The following is a 15,134-nucleotide window of genomic DNA, read 5'->3' on the forward strand; positions in this document are numbered from 1 at the left end:
CTGAACAAAATTCACATTTTGTTTTATCCTTCTCGCAATTAGATATATCCCTGCATCTGAAATTACACTTCATGCCTTGCACCTCCTTGTTTGATTGATAGCATTTTTATTTAATTTAAGTATTTAAAATATACTATTACATATAAAATAAGATAGAAACATAATTCCTAGAATACCTAGTATTTTCATTACTCCCATTATTGCATTACTTTTGTTAGATTCATCATTTGATAAAAGAAATATAATACCCAGTATCATAACTGCTAATAACCCTAATCCTATTGTTATAGAATAAATCACCATAGCTTATCCTTTCTTAGAATTGCGAAGTAAAAAATACCGCATATTCTTTTTTGAATAATACGGTATTATAGTTAATTTAATATTTAATTAATCTTTGTATATTTATGCCACCTATGAGGTAAAATATAAAACAAAGCTAAAAGAAAAACTAAAGTAAAAATATCCAATATAAATTTTAATGTGAAATTTCTCAATGGAATATAATGAAATCCAACAATAGATATAAAAACAACTAATCCACTATATATTCCTCTATATATAGTGGGTTCGGGCTTATAAACAGAGTTGCATTCTTGACACTTTAAATATCCCTTAAAACTTAATAAACTTTTTAATCTCTCCTTAAATGTGAACTCATGATTACATTCAATACAACTTTTCATAATCTCCCTCCTCAATATGAACAATTTATATCAATTACGAGTTAATTATAGCATATTGAGCTAATACCATACTATTCAATTTTCAAATAACATTTCTGTCGCACTTTCTACACTTTATGACTTAAAAATTAGATATCAAAGGCTCTTCTTCATTTTGAATCTTATTTGATATATCAAATTTCCTTCCATCTTCTTGTCCTAATTTAAAAGCATTTGAATGTTTATAAAACTTTTTACTTACATTAACTGTTCCAAAATCCTTTGAGAACTCTTTATATTTATCTATTACTATTTCATCCTTCTGTATCACTAAGCCCCATTCACTATTATTTCTAATCTGTTCATTAAATCTTTCCTTTAATCCAGCAATAAAACCTAGTGCATAATCATCTTTAATTCCTTTAAAGTATTTTCTTCTTCTATCTTGTTTCATTCTTTTAACAAGCTTGTCCCCTTCTGTATTAATGCACTTTGAAGCATATGAAAACATTATGTTACAGATAACAACATCATCTTCTTTGCCATAAAAGCAAATACTGCGTACCCTACTTCTATAATTACAATTTGTTTGTAAATACATATAACAACTAAAATTATCCGCAATTACTTGTGCTAAATTAGATTTCCAACTCTGTCCTCTAAAACGTTGTTCTGTATTGAAGCTATCAACTTTAATATTTTCACTTGAATATAATTCAACATCTTTCAATGATAACTTATGTTTTATTAAAAGTTGTTGAGCCTTTAGCATTGCATTTTGTGCTTCATTCTCATTAGAACTTTTACTTAATGCTAATAACTTCTGTATCTTTAAAATTATATCTTCCACCATATCACCTCTTTATCTCAATATTTCATATATCTTAAACTTATGAATCCATCCAATTTACTATAAACTTTCCAAACACACTATATATAATTAATAAATTTAATCCTCCAAGTATAATTGGTGGAATTAATATTAATATTTTTAGTAATTTACTTTCTTCTTCTCTATTTTCTAAAATTAACTTTTTTAATTTATAGTAAATAAAAGACGGTAAACTTAAAAACATTATAAATATAACTCCTATTAATGGAACAAATATTATTTCTCCTATTAACCAAAACATATCTACCATACTAACTTACTAAACCCATGCTTATTTTTAATGCTTTCTCTACTGCTCTTAATTCTCTAAAATCTAAGCTATCAACTTTAGTTAATAAATCCTTTTTATCTAAAGTTGCTATCTGCTCAAGCATTATAACTGATTCATTCTTTAGTCCATCTTTCTTTATTTTCACATGAGTTGGTATATTGGCTTTATTGATTTGAGATGTTATTTTAGCAATAATAACTGTTGGACTATATTTATTTCCAATATCATTTTGTAATACTACAACTGGTCTTGTACCACCTTGTACTGACCCATCTTCTTTAGGTATTCTTCCATAGAAAATATCTCCTCTGTATACTTCCATTGCATTCTCTCCTTTCAATACTATTCCCATCCTAACAACTTTTTTTCTAAACTTTTATGTGTCATTCCTGCAAATCCAGTTACATAATCCCTTGGTTCAAAATTATTAAATCCATTCTGATATTTATTATTGCTTGTCATTCCATTATTAATACCTTTAAATTTAATATCTAGATTATGATTATTAGGATTGTTGTATATAGCAATTAATATTTTATATAGCTCAATACTGCTCTTATTTTCATATGTACTTGTTAATAATACTGACCTTTTAAGCTTGTCTATATCCAAAGCATTAATTATCTTTTTTTGCTTTGTATTTAACTTAATCTCCAACATTTCTTCTACATATTCAACATTCTCATTAATCAATTCTTCTTCCAGACTGTCCTCCTTCTCACATTTATCGTTATGTATATTTTCTCTAGTAGAAATAATATCCATGTAATCTTTGTTAGTATTCTCCAAGATAATCTTTGTATTTGTATCACACTCTGATGTAGGGTATGTTACATTCTGTTGTAGGATACCCTCTACTCTATTGTCAGATATATTACATTCTTCTGTATCGCTATTGCTTAAACCCTCATGTTTACTAGCTTTCTTTGAATCTTCTTCTTTATCTTTCTTTGGTTCTCCACTTGAATTATTAGGGGTATTACATTCTATTGTAGGATACCCTACATTCACGCTTCTGTTTACTCCAGTTATTTTCTTTAACTCTTCAATAACTGGTTCAAGAAACATAACATTAGGCAATCTTCCTTCACTAGTTTGTATTGTTCTAAACTCTACTGTAATAATTCCTTTTTCTTTCAAATAATCACAAGCTAATTTTGCTTGTCTTTTACTTAGTCCAAATCTTTCTCCTAATGCTTCATATGTTTTTTGAAGCTTATCTTTTTTAAATTTCTTTTTATATCCTAATACTGCTCCAGTAGATTCATCTCTTATCTCTACAGGTCGATACCAATATACTATTTCAGATAAAATCATTACCGCATTTAAATTTGTCTTTCCATTTTCATATTTTAAATTTTCTATCCAACCACTATCTATTAAATTCCCTTCTAAGGATATATCTTTCATTTTCATGTAAATTTCCATACTAGCCTCCCATATTTAAGAAAAATTAATGTAGAAGATTTACTCTTCTACATTCTTAACTAACTTTATATGTTTTTATCTTCTTAGTAACTCTATGTATTATTTCAAATATTTCTGAATTATCTTTTATAACTTGCCAGTTATTCGGATTTAACCTTTTCTCTCTTATACGTTTCTTTTGATTCATAGTTGGATTCTTTGGATTCTTCATCTATACCCCTCCTAATATACCAAAAATGTTTTTTCATATTCTCTTAACTCTTCATTTCTCAAAACTTTCGGTGTGTCGTTGGTATAACAAACAGTTCCTTTTTTTAATACTAAATCACCCTTACTATTCTGTTTATATACAGATGGATTAGTTTTAACAAAAGACCTTCCACTCATAAAACTATTAACTTCACGATTTAAGGCTTTATCAATAGCTTTTCTTCTTTCTCTTTCTGCTTCATGATTAGACTTCAAATCTTTAAAGTTACGTTGTATACACTTACGAACACTTTCAGGTTTCCAATTAAAAGTTTTTGCAATTTCAATATAGTTATAACCTTTTAAATATAATCTCTCAATTTGTTGCTTGTCTAATCTCAAAGTTCATACCCTCCTAAAAAAGAATATAGTTCACCCCAACCCATAGAGTGGGACACTCTTTATTACCAAATAATCTTTTAACATAAATTTAATATTTCTATTTTCTTAAATACACAAGAAAAAAAACAATATTAACAATTTATCCCTTAATTCCTCTATTGATTAAGAGATTATCATTAATATTGGTTCAAAACAAACTCTTTATTTATTCATGTTAGGTGTTCTCTCTACATATTGTTCAAAAAAGTCATTATTTTCGTGAATATTTAATATTGTTTTTACAAATAGTATGTGCGAGAGGTGTTTATTATGTTCATAGTATTTATAAGAACCGCAATTCTTTATTCACTAGTAGTAATTGTGATGAGGCTTATGGGCAAAAGACAAATTGGAGAACTTCAACCTTATGAATTTGTTATTACTATTATGATTTCAGATTTAGCTGCTCTTCCAATGCAGGATACTAAATTCCCTTTACTTCTTGGAATAATTCCAATAATTACATTACTACTTATGAAAACTTTATTATCTCAACTTCAGCTAAAAAGCCAATTTGCTAGAAAGATAATAGATGGTGAACCAACAATACTTATATTTAAAGGTAAGATTAATTTTTTAGGTATTAAAAAGCAGCAAATTAATATTGATGAACTAATGGAAGAAATTCGTTTATCAGGATACTTTGATTTAAATGAAATTCAATACGCTATATTAGAAAATAACGGTCAACTTTCTATATTACCTACTAGCCAATCATCTAGCGGTGGTGGCACTCAAAAAAGTGATAGTGATGCTTCTGTATCAACGCCTGCAAAAAAAGATAGCAGTAGTTCTTCATCACATCAAGAACCAATGTTACCTAAAATATTAGTTATGGATGGTAAGGTAAATAAAAACGCCCTTACTACATTGGGGAAAGATGAAGAATGGGTAAAAAAAGTACTTAGAAATCATAACATTCATTCAATTAAAGATGTTCTACTAGCCCTATATGATACAAAGGGGAAATTTCAATATCAACTATATGATGATTATGAAAAGGAGTGTAGTAAATGCGAAATACAATAATATCTGTTATTGCTTTCTTAGGTTTATTCGGCTTTGTATTTTATGCTAATAATTCCTTAAATGAATTATGTTATGATATTATAGAATCTAATGATGAAATAAGAGTGTGCATAGAAAATAAGGACTGGGATACTGCATATCTTACTGCATTAAATGTCATTGAAGAAATAGAAGAAAGTAAGAAGATAGCTGCTGTATATGTTAATCATTGCGAGGTAGACAATATTCTAAGTGAAGCTACAAGATTATGTACTTACATAAAATCTCAAGATATAACTGAAAGCTTAGTCTCAAATGAAATTGTGGAAAATTTAGCTGAAAATATTATAGATATTAATATTCCTAATATACAAAATATATTTTAATAAAAAAATGGGATGGATATTTATTTTGCTTGTTCCGTCGCAAGCTCCAAAATATCTATCCCCTTCTTACTTAAGGTTATGAAATCGTAATAACTCCTTTTATTTACAGACAATTAAATTTCTATGCTTTCTTAAATAATAAAAAGAAGCTATCTAATTTTGTAAGATAGCTTCTTTTTATTATTCACAATGAAATGTTGCACAAAGTGTTTCTCCAATAGCACTTGCAGAAATTCCTGCTATATCTATATGTTCAGCATCACACATTCCTTGACTATTATATACGCAATTCTTAGCTTCACATGCAACTTCTAAATGCATTTCAGGTTCCATTGCATCATTTGTAAAAGCTTCTGATTTTTCTTCAAAGCTTTGGCAACATGTATTAGTAGGTGCTTCAGCTTTATGCCCCCCTACTTCTATGTTATTAAGACAACAACATTCACTTTTGTTAAAAGCACATGATTCAACACAACAATTTAATTTTGTCATACTATCCCTCCTAATTTTTATTAACAGAAATAGTATTTGTTTACTTAAGCTTTATTATTCTTTTTACTACTTATTTAACACTTCCAAAATCTTTAAATGGATATAGCTTTATTTGCATTTTTCCTATAATATCATCCTTATCTATATACGGATAATCCCAAACAGTTGAATCTTTTGAATTGTTTCTATTATCTCCAAGAAAGAAAAATTTATCTTTAGGAACTTCAAAATCTCCTGTATAATCATCTTTATATTCCACATAAGGTTCATCAATTAACTCTCCATTCCTATAAACATCACCATTCTTTATAGAAATTTTATCTCCGCCAACACCAATTACTCTTTTAACCACTGGATCTTCCTCATCTTCTCTTGAGAAAACAATTATATCTCCATCTCTTATCTTATCAGTATTGTATACTCTAGTAACTAAGACTCTATCATTCTTATTTAGTGTAGGCATCATAGAGCCAGAACTTATTACTGAACAAAATAATAGATATTTAGTTATAAAAAAACATATTATAATAGCTACAATAATTGGCATAATCCAATCTTTAAAAAAATTACTTTTCTCTTTTACCTTATCGCTCATAATCACTAATCTCCTTTTCAATATTTTACCACTTACTAAATAAAATAAAAAGGTATGATGTGATTTTTACCATCATACCTTTTTTCCTATAAAGCAGATTTAATTATTTTATCAATATTTTCTGCTCTACACTTAATTGTAAATATAATATCTTCATCAATTCTAAGTTTAGTTTCATTCTCATTAACTTTAATTTGATCTAATGTTAAAGAATTTGTAGATATCTCTTTATATCTAGCTGAAGCTACATCTACATTAAACTTTTTATTCTTAGCACCTGTCAATTTAACTAGGCTTCCAGAATTCTCGTCAGAACTTACTCTTATCTCTAAAATATTTATGTTCTTTCCATGGCATCCTCCACCTATGCAAGGTAACACTTCCATCTTAGCTGATCCCATTATAGTCATCCATCCGCCACTTAGCTCTTTTTTTATCATAACTGATAAATTATATTTATCTTCTATCTTTTTTAATGCTTTACCTAATTCATATATTGTTAATTCATATTTCATTATTAACACCTTCCTTGTAGTAACTTTTATTTAATTATATTATACATTCCTATTTTATATTTTAAAGGTTTATTTAAACACTATTTTTGTAAACATTTACTTTAGCTTTATGCATTGTTTTTTATTATTTATGCACTTAAAATGAATATTTTTAATATTTTCTTGAATAAATATTGCATAATAGTATATATAAGTGTATAATTATAAACACTTAGTAAAATATAGAAATTATTATAAATTAAGGGGGCTATTATTTATGAAAAAAACATTTAACAAGGTTGTACTAGCTTATTCAGGAGGACTAGACACTTCAATAATTATTCCATGGTTGAAAGAAACATATGGATGTGAAGTTATAGCAGTTGTAGGAAATGTGGGGCAAAAATCAGAATTGGAAGGTTTAGAAGAAAAAGCACTTAAAACAGGTGCTTCAAAAATATATATAGAAGACTTAACAGAGGAATTCGTAAATGATTATATATTTCCAACAATAAAGGCTGGGGCAGTTTATGAAGGAAAATATCTACTTGGTACTTCTTTTGCAAGACCTCTAATAGGTAAAAGACTAGTTGAAATAGCAAAAGCTGAGGGGGCAGATGCTATATGTCATGGTTGTACTGGAAAGGGTAATGACCAAGTTAGATTCGAACTTGCTGTTAAAGCCTTTGCACCAGAAATGCCAATAATAGCTCCTTGGAGAATATGGAATATAAAATCTAGAGAAGAAGAAATTGAATATGCTCTAAAAAGAGAAATTCCTATAAAAATCACTTATGAAACTAACTATAGTAAAGATATGAACTTATGGCATTTAAGCCATGAGGGGCTTGATCTTGAAGATCCAGCTAATGAACCTAATTATGAAAAAATTCTTGAATTATCTAAAACACTTGAACAAGCGCCTGATGTTCCAACTTATATAACTCTTACATTTGAAAAAGGCGTTGCAGTTGCATTAAATGGGAAAAAAGTTAGTGGTGTTAAATTAATTGAAGAATTAAATAAAATTGGTGGAGAAAATGCTATTGGTATCACTGATATGGTAGAAAACAGACTTGTTGGTATGAAATCAAGAGGTGTTTATGAAACTCCTGGTGGATCTATTTTATATAAAGCCCATAAGGATTTAGAAGAATTATGTTTAGATAAAGAAACTTCTCATTATAAAGAACAAATTGCTTTAAAGTTTGCAGATATAGTATATAACGGACAATGGTTTACTCCACTAAGAGAAGCACTTTCTGCTTTTGTAGATAAAACTCAAGAAACAGTAACTGGTGAAGTAAAACTTAAACTATATAAAGGTAATATTGTTAATGCAGGTATGACATCTCCTTATTCATTATATAGCGAAGAATATGCAACATTTGGTGAAGATGCAGTTTATAATCAAAAAGATTCTGCTGGATTTATTAATTTATTTGGTCTTCCAATTACAGTACAAGCTAAAATGGCTGCAAAAATTAAAAGTGAGGAAAAATAAATGAAACTTTGGGGTGGAAGGTTCAAAAAAGGAACTGATACTTTAGTAAATGATTTTAATTCTTCAATAAATGTTGACTCTAGATTGTACAAAGAAGATATAGAAGGAAGCCTTGCTCACGTAAAAATGCTAGGAAAACAAGAAATCATACCAAATAAATCAAGTAAAAAAATTGAAGATGGATTAAATGAAATATTAAAAAGACTAGATAACGGAGTTATTGAAGTTGATCCTACTTCTGAAGATATCCACAGTTTTGTTGAAGGAACTCTCACCTATTATATAGGGGCTTGTGGAAAAATGATTCACACTGGCAGAAGTAGAAATGATCAAGTAACCCTAGATTTAAGATTATATTTAAAGAAAGCTTTAGATAATATAGTATCTTGTGTTATTGAACTTGAAGAAGTTATTCATAAAAAAGCTTCAGAAAATATGGAAACCATAATGCCAGGATATACTCATATGCAAAAAGCTCAGCCAATAACTCTTGCTCATCACCTACTAGCTTATGGCGAAATGTTAAGGCGTGATATTGGTAGGCTTCAAGATACTTATAAAAGAACTGATCAAATGCCATTAGGTTCCGGTGCATTAGCTACATCTACCTATCCAATAGATAGAGAATTTGTAGCTAAGGAACTTGAATTTTCAGATGTAACATGGAACAGCTTAGATTCTGTGTCAGACAGAGATTATGTAATAGAAACTTTATCTGCTCTTTCAATTATAATGATGCACCTTTCAAGATTTTCTGAAGAAATAATTCTTTGGTGCACAAATGAGTTTAATTTTATAGAGCTTGATGATGGCTACTCTACTGGTAGTTCAATTATGCCACAAAAGAAAAATCCAGATGTTGCCGAATTAGTTCGTGGTAAGACTGGAAGAGTTTATGGGGACTTAATTACATTATTAACAGTAATGAAAGGTATTCCTCTTGCATACAACAAAGATATGCAGGAGGATAAAGAAGCCTTATTTGATGCTTTAGATACAGTTACTCTTTCTCTTAAAACTTTTACTGGAATGTTAGATACTATGAAGATTAAAAAGGAAGTAATGAGAAAAGGTGCTGCAGGCGGATTCACAAATGCAACAGATGTTGCTGATTACCTTGTAAAGCATGGAATAGCTTTTAGAAATGCTCATGAAATAGTGGGTGAAATAGTAATTTACTGTATAAATAAAAACAAAGCAATTGATGAACTATCATTAAATGAACTAAAAAGCTTCTCTCCTATCTTTGAAGAGGACATATATAATTCCATTGATTTGCTAACTTGTGTGGAAGAAAGACAAGTGATTGGGGGACCTTCTACTAAGTCAGTAAAAATTCAATTAGACAGACTAGCTAAGTTCATCAAAGAAATAAAAGGGGGACTTTAAAATGATAAAGGTAGGAATAATAGGTGCTACAGGGTATGTAGGTGCAGAACTTATGAGGATTTTGTTAAATCATAAGAAAATTGAAATTTCAGCTATTAGCTCAGTTTCTTTTGAAGGACAAGAATTTGAGTCCATATACAAAAACTTTTTCAATCACACTTCATTAGTATGTAGTTCAATGGATGAAGTTATAGCTAAAGCTGATGTGATTTTCACTGCTTTACCTCATGGTCTTAGTGAGGATATTGCAGCTAACTGTATCGACAGTAATAAAATTTGTATAGATCTTGGGGCAGATTTTAGACTTTCTAATGAAGAAGATTACAAGTTCTGGTATGAAAGAAGTTTTTCACATCCAGAATTACATAAAAAAAGTGTATATGGATTACCTGAATTAAATAAGGAAAAAATTAAAGACTCAAAGCTTATAGCTAATCCTGGCTGCTATCCTACTTCAATAGAATTAGGACTTATGCCTCTCCTATTGAATTCACTTATTGAAACCAAAGGAATAATATGTGATTCTAAATCAGGAGCTACAGGGGCTGGCCGTGGATTAACAATACCTAGCCACTTCCCAGAATTAAATGAGAACTTTGCTCCATACAAAGTTGGTGCACATAGGCATACCCCTGAAATAGAAGAAACCCTAGGGGTTATGGCTAATGAAAAGGTTTCTGTAACCTTTACTCCTCACCTACTTCCTATTAATAGGGGCATAATATCAACAATTTATTGCACTCCAAAAGGAAATGTTAATCTAGAAGAAATTCATAAACTATATGAAAGTTTCTTCTTAGATAAACCTTTTGTAAATATACTTCCTCTTGGAGAAATAGCTTGTACCAAAAATGTACGTTTCTCTAATTACTGTAATATATCACTTCATTTAAATCATCGTAAAGATCAACTAATTGTGGTAAGTGCTATTGATAATATGGTTAAAGGTGCTGCAGGACAAGCTATACAAAATATGAATATAATTTTAGGCTTTGATGAAACAGAAGGCTTAAACTTCATTTCACCAGCCTTTTAAAAATTTATGATTGGGGGCTATTATAATGAATTTTAAAATAATAAATGGCAGTGTTACCGCTCCAAAAGGTTTTTTAGCTGCTGGTATACATTGTGGAATAAAGAAAAATTCTTTAAAAAAAGATTTAGCATTAATCTACTCAGAAGTTCCTAGTATCGGTGCTGGTGTATATACTAAAAACAAGGTGAAAGGAGCGCCAATATATATCACAAAGGAGCATCTTTCTAACAAAAAAGCTAGAGCTATAATTTGCAATAGTGGTAATGCCAACACCTGCAATGGACAAGATGGTTTATTAAAAGCTAAAAAGATGGCTCAACTGCAAGCAAAAGCATTAAATATTAAAACTGATGAAGTATTAGTAGCTTCTACTGGAGTTATTGGTGTTCCATTAAATATTGATGCAATAAAGGGTGGAATTCCACTAATTACAAAAAAATTATCTATAGAAGGATATGAAGATGCAACTGAAGCAATAATGACAACAGACACTTCTCAAAAACAAATTGCATTAGAGCTTGAAATAGGCTCTAAAACTGTAAGAATTGGAGCTACTTGTAAAGGTTCTGGAATGATTGAACCAAATATGGGCACTATGCTTTCATTTATTACAACTGATGTTTCAATATCACCAGAATTATTAGATGAAGCCTTAAAGTCTAGTGTAAATATAAGTTATAACAGAGTAAGTGTTGATGGAGATACAAGCACTAATGACATGGTATTAATACTAGCAAATGGATTAGCTGAAAATCCAACAATCTCTGAAAAGGGTGAAGATTATTATAAATTTATTGAAGCACTTAACTACTTAAATGTAGTATTAGCAAAAAAAATTGCAAAGGATGGCGAGGGTGCCACGAAACTTATAGAATGTAAAGTAACTGGTGCTACCTCTGAATCTAATGCTGTAAAGTTAGCTAAAAGTGTTATTAAATCAAGTCTTGTAAAAACTGCTTTATTTGGATCAGATGCCAACTGGGGTAGAATTTTATGTGCCCTAGGATATTCTGATGTTGATTTTGATCCATATAAGGTAGATGTTTATTTTACAAGTTCATCTGGCTCAATTAAGGTATGTGGACAGGGATCCTCCATTGAGTTTGATGAAAATAAAGCCAAAGACATCTTATTACAAGATGAAATACTGATTGAAGTAAATCTTAATATAGGAGATATAGCTGCTTCTGCTTATGGATGTGATTTAACTTATGACTATGTAAAAATAAATGGAGATTACAGAAGCTAATTATTAGGAGGAATAAAAAATGGATCTTAATGAACGTGCTGAAATATTGGTTCAATCACTACCTTACATCCAACACTATAATGGAAAAATAATTGTAGTTAAATATGGTGGCAATGCAATGATTAGCGACGAACTAAGAGAAACAGTAATTAATGATATTGTTCTAATGAAATGTATAGGCTTTAAGCCTATAGTTGTACATGGTGGTGGTCCTTATATTTCATCATTTCTAGATAAACTAGGAGAAAAAAGCGAATTCATTAATGGATTACGTTATACAGATAAAAAAACTATGGAAGTAGTTCAAATGGTATTAGGTGGTAAGGTAAATAAAGACCTTGTTACTCTTATTGAAAAAGCTGGTGGAAAATCAATAGGGCTATGTGGTCTTGATGGTTCTCTACTAAAGGCTAAAAAACTAGAAAGTGAAGTTGATTTAGGTTATGTAGGAGAAGTAACTTCAGTAAATACAGAAGCTATTACGATGGCTCTTGATGCTGGTTACATTCCAGTTATAGGCAGCATGGCTATTGGTGAAGATGGTAATGACTTATATAACATTAACGCTGATACATGTGCTGCAAAAATTGCATCAGCCTTAAAGGCAGAAAAACTAATCTTATTAACTGATGTTGCTGGAGTTCTTAAGGATCCTAAAGACCCAACTTCCCTACTTTCCGTTTTAAGATTACACGAAATACCAAAACTTACTCTTCAAGGAGTTATAAAGGGAGGTATGATACCAAAAATTCAATGTTGTGTTGAATCTGTTCGTATGGGTGTAGAAAGAGCACATATAATTGATGGCAGAGTCCCTCATTCATTACTCCTTGAACTTTTCTCTAACGATGGTATAGGAACTATGATTTATTAGGAGGTATAAATATGGAACATTCTCTTATGAATACCTACTCTCCCCTATCTCCAGTTTTGGAAAAAGGAGAAGGTGTTTATCTTTACGATACAAATGGAAAAAAGTATTTAGATTTAACTAGTGGAATTGGTGTAAATTCTCTAGGCTATAATAACTCTAAATGGACAAGTGCTATAGAAAAACAAATTCATAATTTACAACACTGTTCAAATATTTTCTTAAATCCTACTACTATAGAACTTAGTAATAAGCTTACAAAACTTGCTTCTATGTCAAAAGTATTCTTTGCTAATTCAGGAGCAGAAGCTAATGAGGGAGCTATAAAACTTGCAAGAAAATATAGTTTTGACAAATATGGCGAGGGAAGAAATAAAATATTAACCTTAAAGCAATCTTTTCATGGAAGGACTATAACTACATTAAAAGCAACTGGTCAAGAAAAATTTCATAAGTACTTCTTCCCTTTCCCAGAAGGCTTTGATTATGTAGAAGCTAATAATATAGAAGATTTCAAATCAAAATTATCTAATGATGTATGTGCAATTATTATGGAATCAATTCAAGGTGAAGGTGGAGTTCACCCTCTTACTAAAGAATTTGTTCAAACTGTAACATCATTATGTGAGGAAAAAGATGTATTAGTAATATTTGATGAAGTACAATGTGGCATTGCTAGAACTGGAAAGTTATTTGGATATAATCATTTTGATGTTAATCCAGATATAGTAACCCTTGCTAAAGGGCTTGGTGCTGGGCTACCTATAGGTGCAATATTGTGTAACAAAAAAACTTCATCAGTATTTAATCCTGGAGACCATGGTTCAACCTTTGGAGGAAATCCAGTTTCTTGTGCTGGTGCAATTGTTGTTCTTGATGAAATATGTAATAGCAAGACATATGCATCTGTTGAAAAAAAAGGAGAATTAGTTAAAACACTATTAAATAATTCTTCATCATCTAAGATTAAAGAAATAAGGGGCAAAGGTTTAATCTTAGGAATAGAAATTGAAGGAAGTTCTTCTGAGGTTCAAAAGAAAGCTGTTGAAAAAGGATTGCTAGTTCTTACAGCTGGACCTAATGTTATCAGATTACTTCCTCCACTTATAATTAGTGAAGATGAACTAAGTGATGGAATTAATACTTTAATTAGCTGCCTATAAATTTATTCAACGGGGATTTAGTCCCCGTTATTTATTAAAAAGGGGGATTTCTATGAAAAAGCATCTATTAAAAATGGACGATCTATCAAAAGAAGAGATTTTGGATATATTAAACCTTGCAGATCAATTAAAATATGAATTTAAACATGCCATTCCACATGAACACTTAAAAGGAAAAAGCTTAGGTATGATTTTTGAAAAAAGTTCAACAAGAACAAGAGTATCCTTTGAAGCCGGTATGTATCAGCTTGGAGGTAATGCTTTGTTTTTAAGCAGCAGAGATTTACAAATTGGCCGTGGAGAACCAATTAAAGATACTGCTAGAGTTATATCCAGGTTTCTTCAAGGAATCATGATTAGGACTTTCTCTCAGGAAGAAGTAGAAACTTTAGCAAAGTATTCTTCTATTCCTATAATAAATGGTTTAACGGACTCTGAACATCCTTGTCAAGTGCTTGCTGACTTAATGACAATCAGAGAATATAAAAATACTCTTGAAGGATTAAATGTAGCTTATATAGGTGATGGAAATAACATGGCAAATTCTTTAATAGTAGGATGCCTAAAAACTGGTATGAATTTTTCTTTAGCTTCCCCTAAAGAATACATGCCTGATGAAAATTATCTACTTAGAGGAAAAGAGTTATCTAAACTAGAATGTACAAAGTTTACTATAACTCACTCTCCTTCTGAAGCTATAAAAAATGCTGATGTTGTAATTACTGATGTTTGGGCAAGTATGGGACATGAAACTGAAGCTAAAAATAGAATTAAAGCATTTAAAGATTACCAAGTTAATAGCGAACTTATGGATTTAGCAAAACCTAATGCTATTGTTTTACACTGCTTACCAGCTCATAGAGAAGAAGAAATTACTGAAGAGGTATTAGAAGCTCATGCTTCAGAAATATTTGATGAATCTGAAAATAGAATGCATGCACAAAAAGCAGTGCTTGTTAAATTAATGAAAAATTAATACTATACCTTCTAAATTTACACTTATAACATAAATTTTTAAGATAAATTGTTTCCTTTTTGACAAATAAAAGTTATAATAACCC

Annotated in this window: 20 protein-coding genes; 9 read left to right on the plus strand and 11 right to left on the minus strand. The window is 29.9% G+C overall.

The annotated features are described in order from the left end of the window. Positions 1-123: 123 nt before the first annotated feature. From G594_RS0117790 to G594_RS0117825, 8 genes are all read right to left on the minus strand, one after another. The gene (locus tag G594_RS0117790) at positions 124-303 is read right to left on the minus strand and encodes a hypothetical protein (protein WP_027099779.1); all 180 of its coding nucleotides are present in this window, start codon (positions 301-303) and stop codon (positions 124-126) included. Positions 304-386: 83 nt separating this feature from the next. After that, positions 387-686 (minus strand): TIGR04104 family putative zinc finger protein, encoded by a 300-nt coding sequence (locus G594_RS0117795; RefSeq protein WP_027099780.1) that lies wholly within the window; start codon positions 684-686, stop codon positions 387-389. A 121-nt stretch (positions 687-807) separates the two neighbouring features. Continuing rightward, positions 808-1,515 (minus strand): DUF2786 domain-containing protein, encoded by a 708-nt coding sequence (locus tag G594_RS0117800; protein ID WP_167539573.1) that lies wholly within the window; start codon positions 1,513-1,515, stop codon positions 808-810. Between the two features lie 40 nt (positions 1,516-1,555). Beyond that, positions 1,556-1,807, minus strand: coding sequence for a hypothetical protein (locus G594_RS0117805; protein WP_027099782.1), 252 nt, complete (start codon positions 1,805-1,807; stop codon positions 1,556-1,558). A 1-nt stretch (position 1,808) separates the two neighbouring features. Then, the gene (locus tag G594_RS0117810) at positions 1,809-2,150 is read right to left on the minus strand and encodes a type II toxin-antitoxin system PemK/MazF family toxin (RefSeq protein ID WP_027099783.1); all 342 of its coding nucleotides are present in this window, start codon (positions 2,148-2,150) and stop codon (positions 1,809-1,811) included. 20 nt (positions 2,151-2,170) lie between these two features. Further along, the gene (locus G594_RS19810; RefSeq protein WP_051196089.1) at positions 2,171-3,256 is read right to left on the minus strand and encodes a hypothetical protein; all 1,086 of its coding nucleotides are present in this window, start codon (positions 3,254-3,256) and stop codon (positions 2,171-2,173) included. Positions 3,257-3,311: 55 nt separating this feature from the next. Further along, positions 3,312-3,467, minus strand: a complete 156-nt coding sequence (locus G594_RS20410; RefSeq protein WP_165438821.1) for a DUF6906 family protein — start codon at positions 3,465-3,467, stop codon at positions 3,312-3,314. Positions 3,468-3,478: 11 nt separating this feature from the next. Beyond that, entirely contained in the window at positions 3,479-3,847 is a 369-nt protein-coding gene (locus tag G594_RS0117825) for a hypothetical protein (protein WP_027099784.1), read from the minus strand. Positions 3,848-4,156: 309 nt separating this feature from the next. On the opposite strand from G594_RS0117825, the gene G594_RS0117830 reads away from it, so the two are divergent. Together G594_RS0117830 and G594_RS0117835 are read left to right on the plus strand one after the other, a co-directional pair. Next, positions 4,157-4,915 carry a YetF domain-containing protein gene (locus tag G594_RS0117830; protein WP_027099785.1) on the plus strand — a complete coding sequence of 253 codons (759 nt, stop codon included), beginning with the start codon at positions 4,157-4,159 and terminating at the stop codon, positions 4,913-4,915. Continuing rightward, positions 4,900-5,280, plus strand: a complete 381-nt coding sequence (locus G594_RS0117835) for a DUF4363 family protein (RefSeq protein ID WP_027099786.1) — start codon at positions 4,900-4,902, stop codon at positions 5,278-5,280. Before G594_RS0117830 ends, G594_RS0117835 begins: the two co-directional genes overlap by 16 nt. 180 nt (positions 5,281-5,460) lie before the next feature. Here G594_RS0117835 and G594_RS0117840 read toward each other — a convergent pair whose 3' ends face one another. The 3 genes from G594_RS0117840 to G594_RS0117850 form a co-directional block, all read right to left on the minus strand. Further along, complete coding sequence (locus tag G594_RS0117840) at positions 5,461-5,772, minus strand: DUF1540 domain-containing protein (RefSeq protein WP_027099787.1); 312 nt, start codon at positions 5,770-5,772, stop codon at positions 5,461-5,463. 70 nt (positions 5,773-5,842) lie between these two features. Beyond that, positions 5,843-6,367, minus strand: coding sequence for a signal peptidase I (gene lepB, locus G594_RS0117845; protein WP_034867264.1), 525 nt, complete (start codon positions 6,365-6,367; stop codon positions 5,843-5,845). 86 nt (positions 6,368-6,453) lie between these two features. Further along, entirely contained in the window at positions 6,454-6,882 is a 429-nt protein-coding gene (locus G594_RS0117850; protein ID WP_027099789.1) for a hypothetical protein, read from the minus strand. 256 nt (positions 6,883-7,138) lie between these two features. On the opposite strand from G594_RS0117850, the gene G594_RS0117855 reads away from it, so the two are divergent. From G594_RS0117855 to argF, 7 genes are read left to right on the plus strand one after another with little or no spacing between them, the layout of a single operon-like run. Continuing rightward, positions 7,139-8,365: an argininosuccinate synthase gene (locus G594_RS0117855; protein ID WP_027099790.1), complete on the plus strand. Its 1,227-nt coding sequence runs from the start codon at positions 7,139-7,141 to the stop codon at positions 8,363-8,365. Next, entirely contained in the window at positions 8,366-9,754 is a 1,389-nt protein-coding gene (gene argH / locus G594_RS0117860; protein ID WP_027099791.1) for an argininosuccinate lyase, read from the plus strand. It abuts the gene before it with no gap. Position 9,755: 1 nt separating this feature from the next. Further along, positions 9,756-10,790 carry an N-acetyl-gamma-glutamyl-phosphate reductase gene (argC, locus tag G594_RS0117865; RefSeq protein ID WP_027099792.1) on the plus strand — a complete coding sequence of 345 codons (1,035 nt, stop codon included), beginning with the start codon at positions 9,756-9,758 and terminating at the stop codon, positions 10,788-10,790. A 25-nt stretch (positions 10,791-10,815) separates the two neighbouring features. Continuing rightward, a complete protein-coding gene (gene argJ, locus G594_RS0117870; RefSeq protein ID WP_027099793.1) occupies positions 10,816-12,039 on the plus strand; it encodes a bifunctional glutamate N-acetyltransferase/amino-acid acetyltransferase ArgJ in 1,224 nt (407 codons plus the stop codon). Between the two features lie 19 nt (positions 12,040-12,058). Further along, on the plus strand, positions 12,059-12,913 hold the full coding sequence (gene argB / locus G594_RS0117875) for an acetylglutamate kinase (RefSeq protein ID WP_027099794.1): 855 nt from the start codon (positions 12,059-12,061) through the stop codon (positions 12,911-12,913). A gap of 11 nt (positions 12,914-12,924) precedes the next feature. Further along, positions 12,925-14,073, plus strand: coding sequence for an aspartate aminotransferase family protein (locus G594_RS0117880; RefSeq protein WP_034867266.1), 1,149 nt, complete (start codon positions 12,925-12,927; stop codon positions 14,071-14,073). 52 nt (positions 14,074-14,125) lie between these two features. Continuing rightward, entirely contained in the window at positions 14,126-15,049 is a 924-nt protein-coding gene (gene argF / locus G594_RS0117885) for an ornithine carbamoyltransferase (protein WP_027099796.1), read from the plus strand. Positions 15,050-15,134: the final 85 nt, after the last annotated feature.

The organism is Clostridium paraputrificum AGR2156, from assembly GCF_000424025.1.
GTDB lineage: Bacteria > Bacillota > Clostridia > Clostridiales > Clostridiaceae > Clostridium > Clostridium paraputrificum.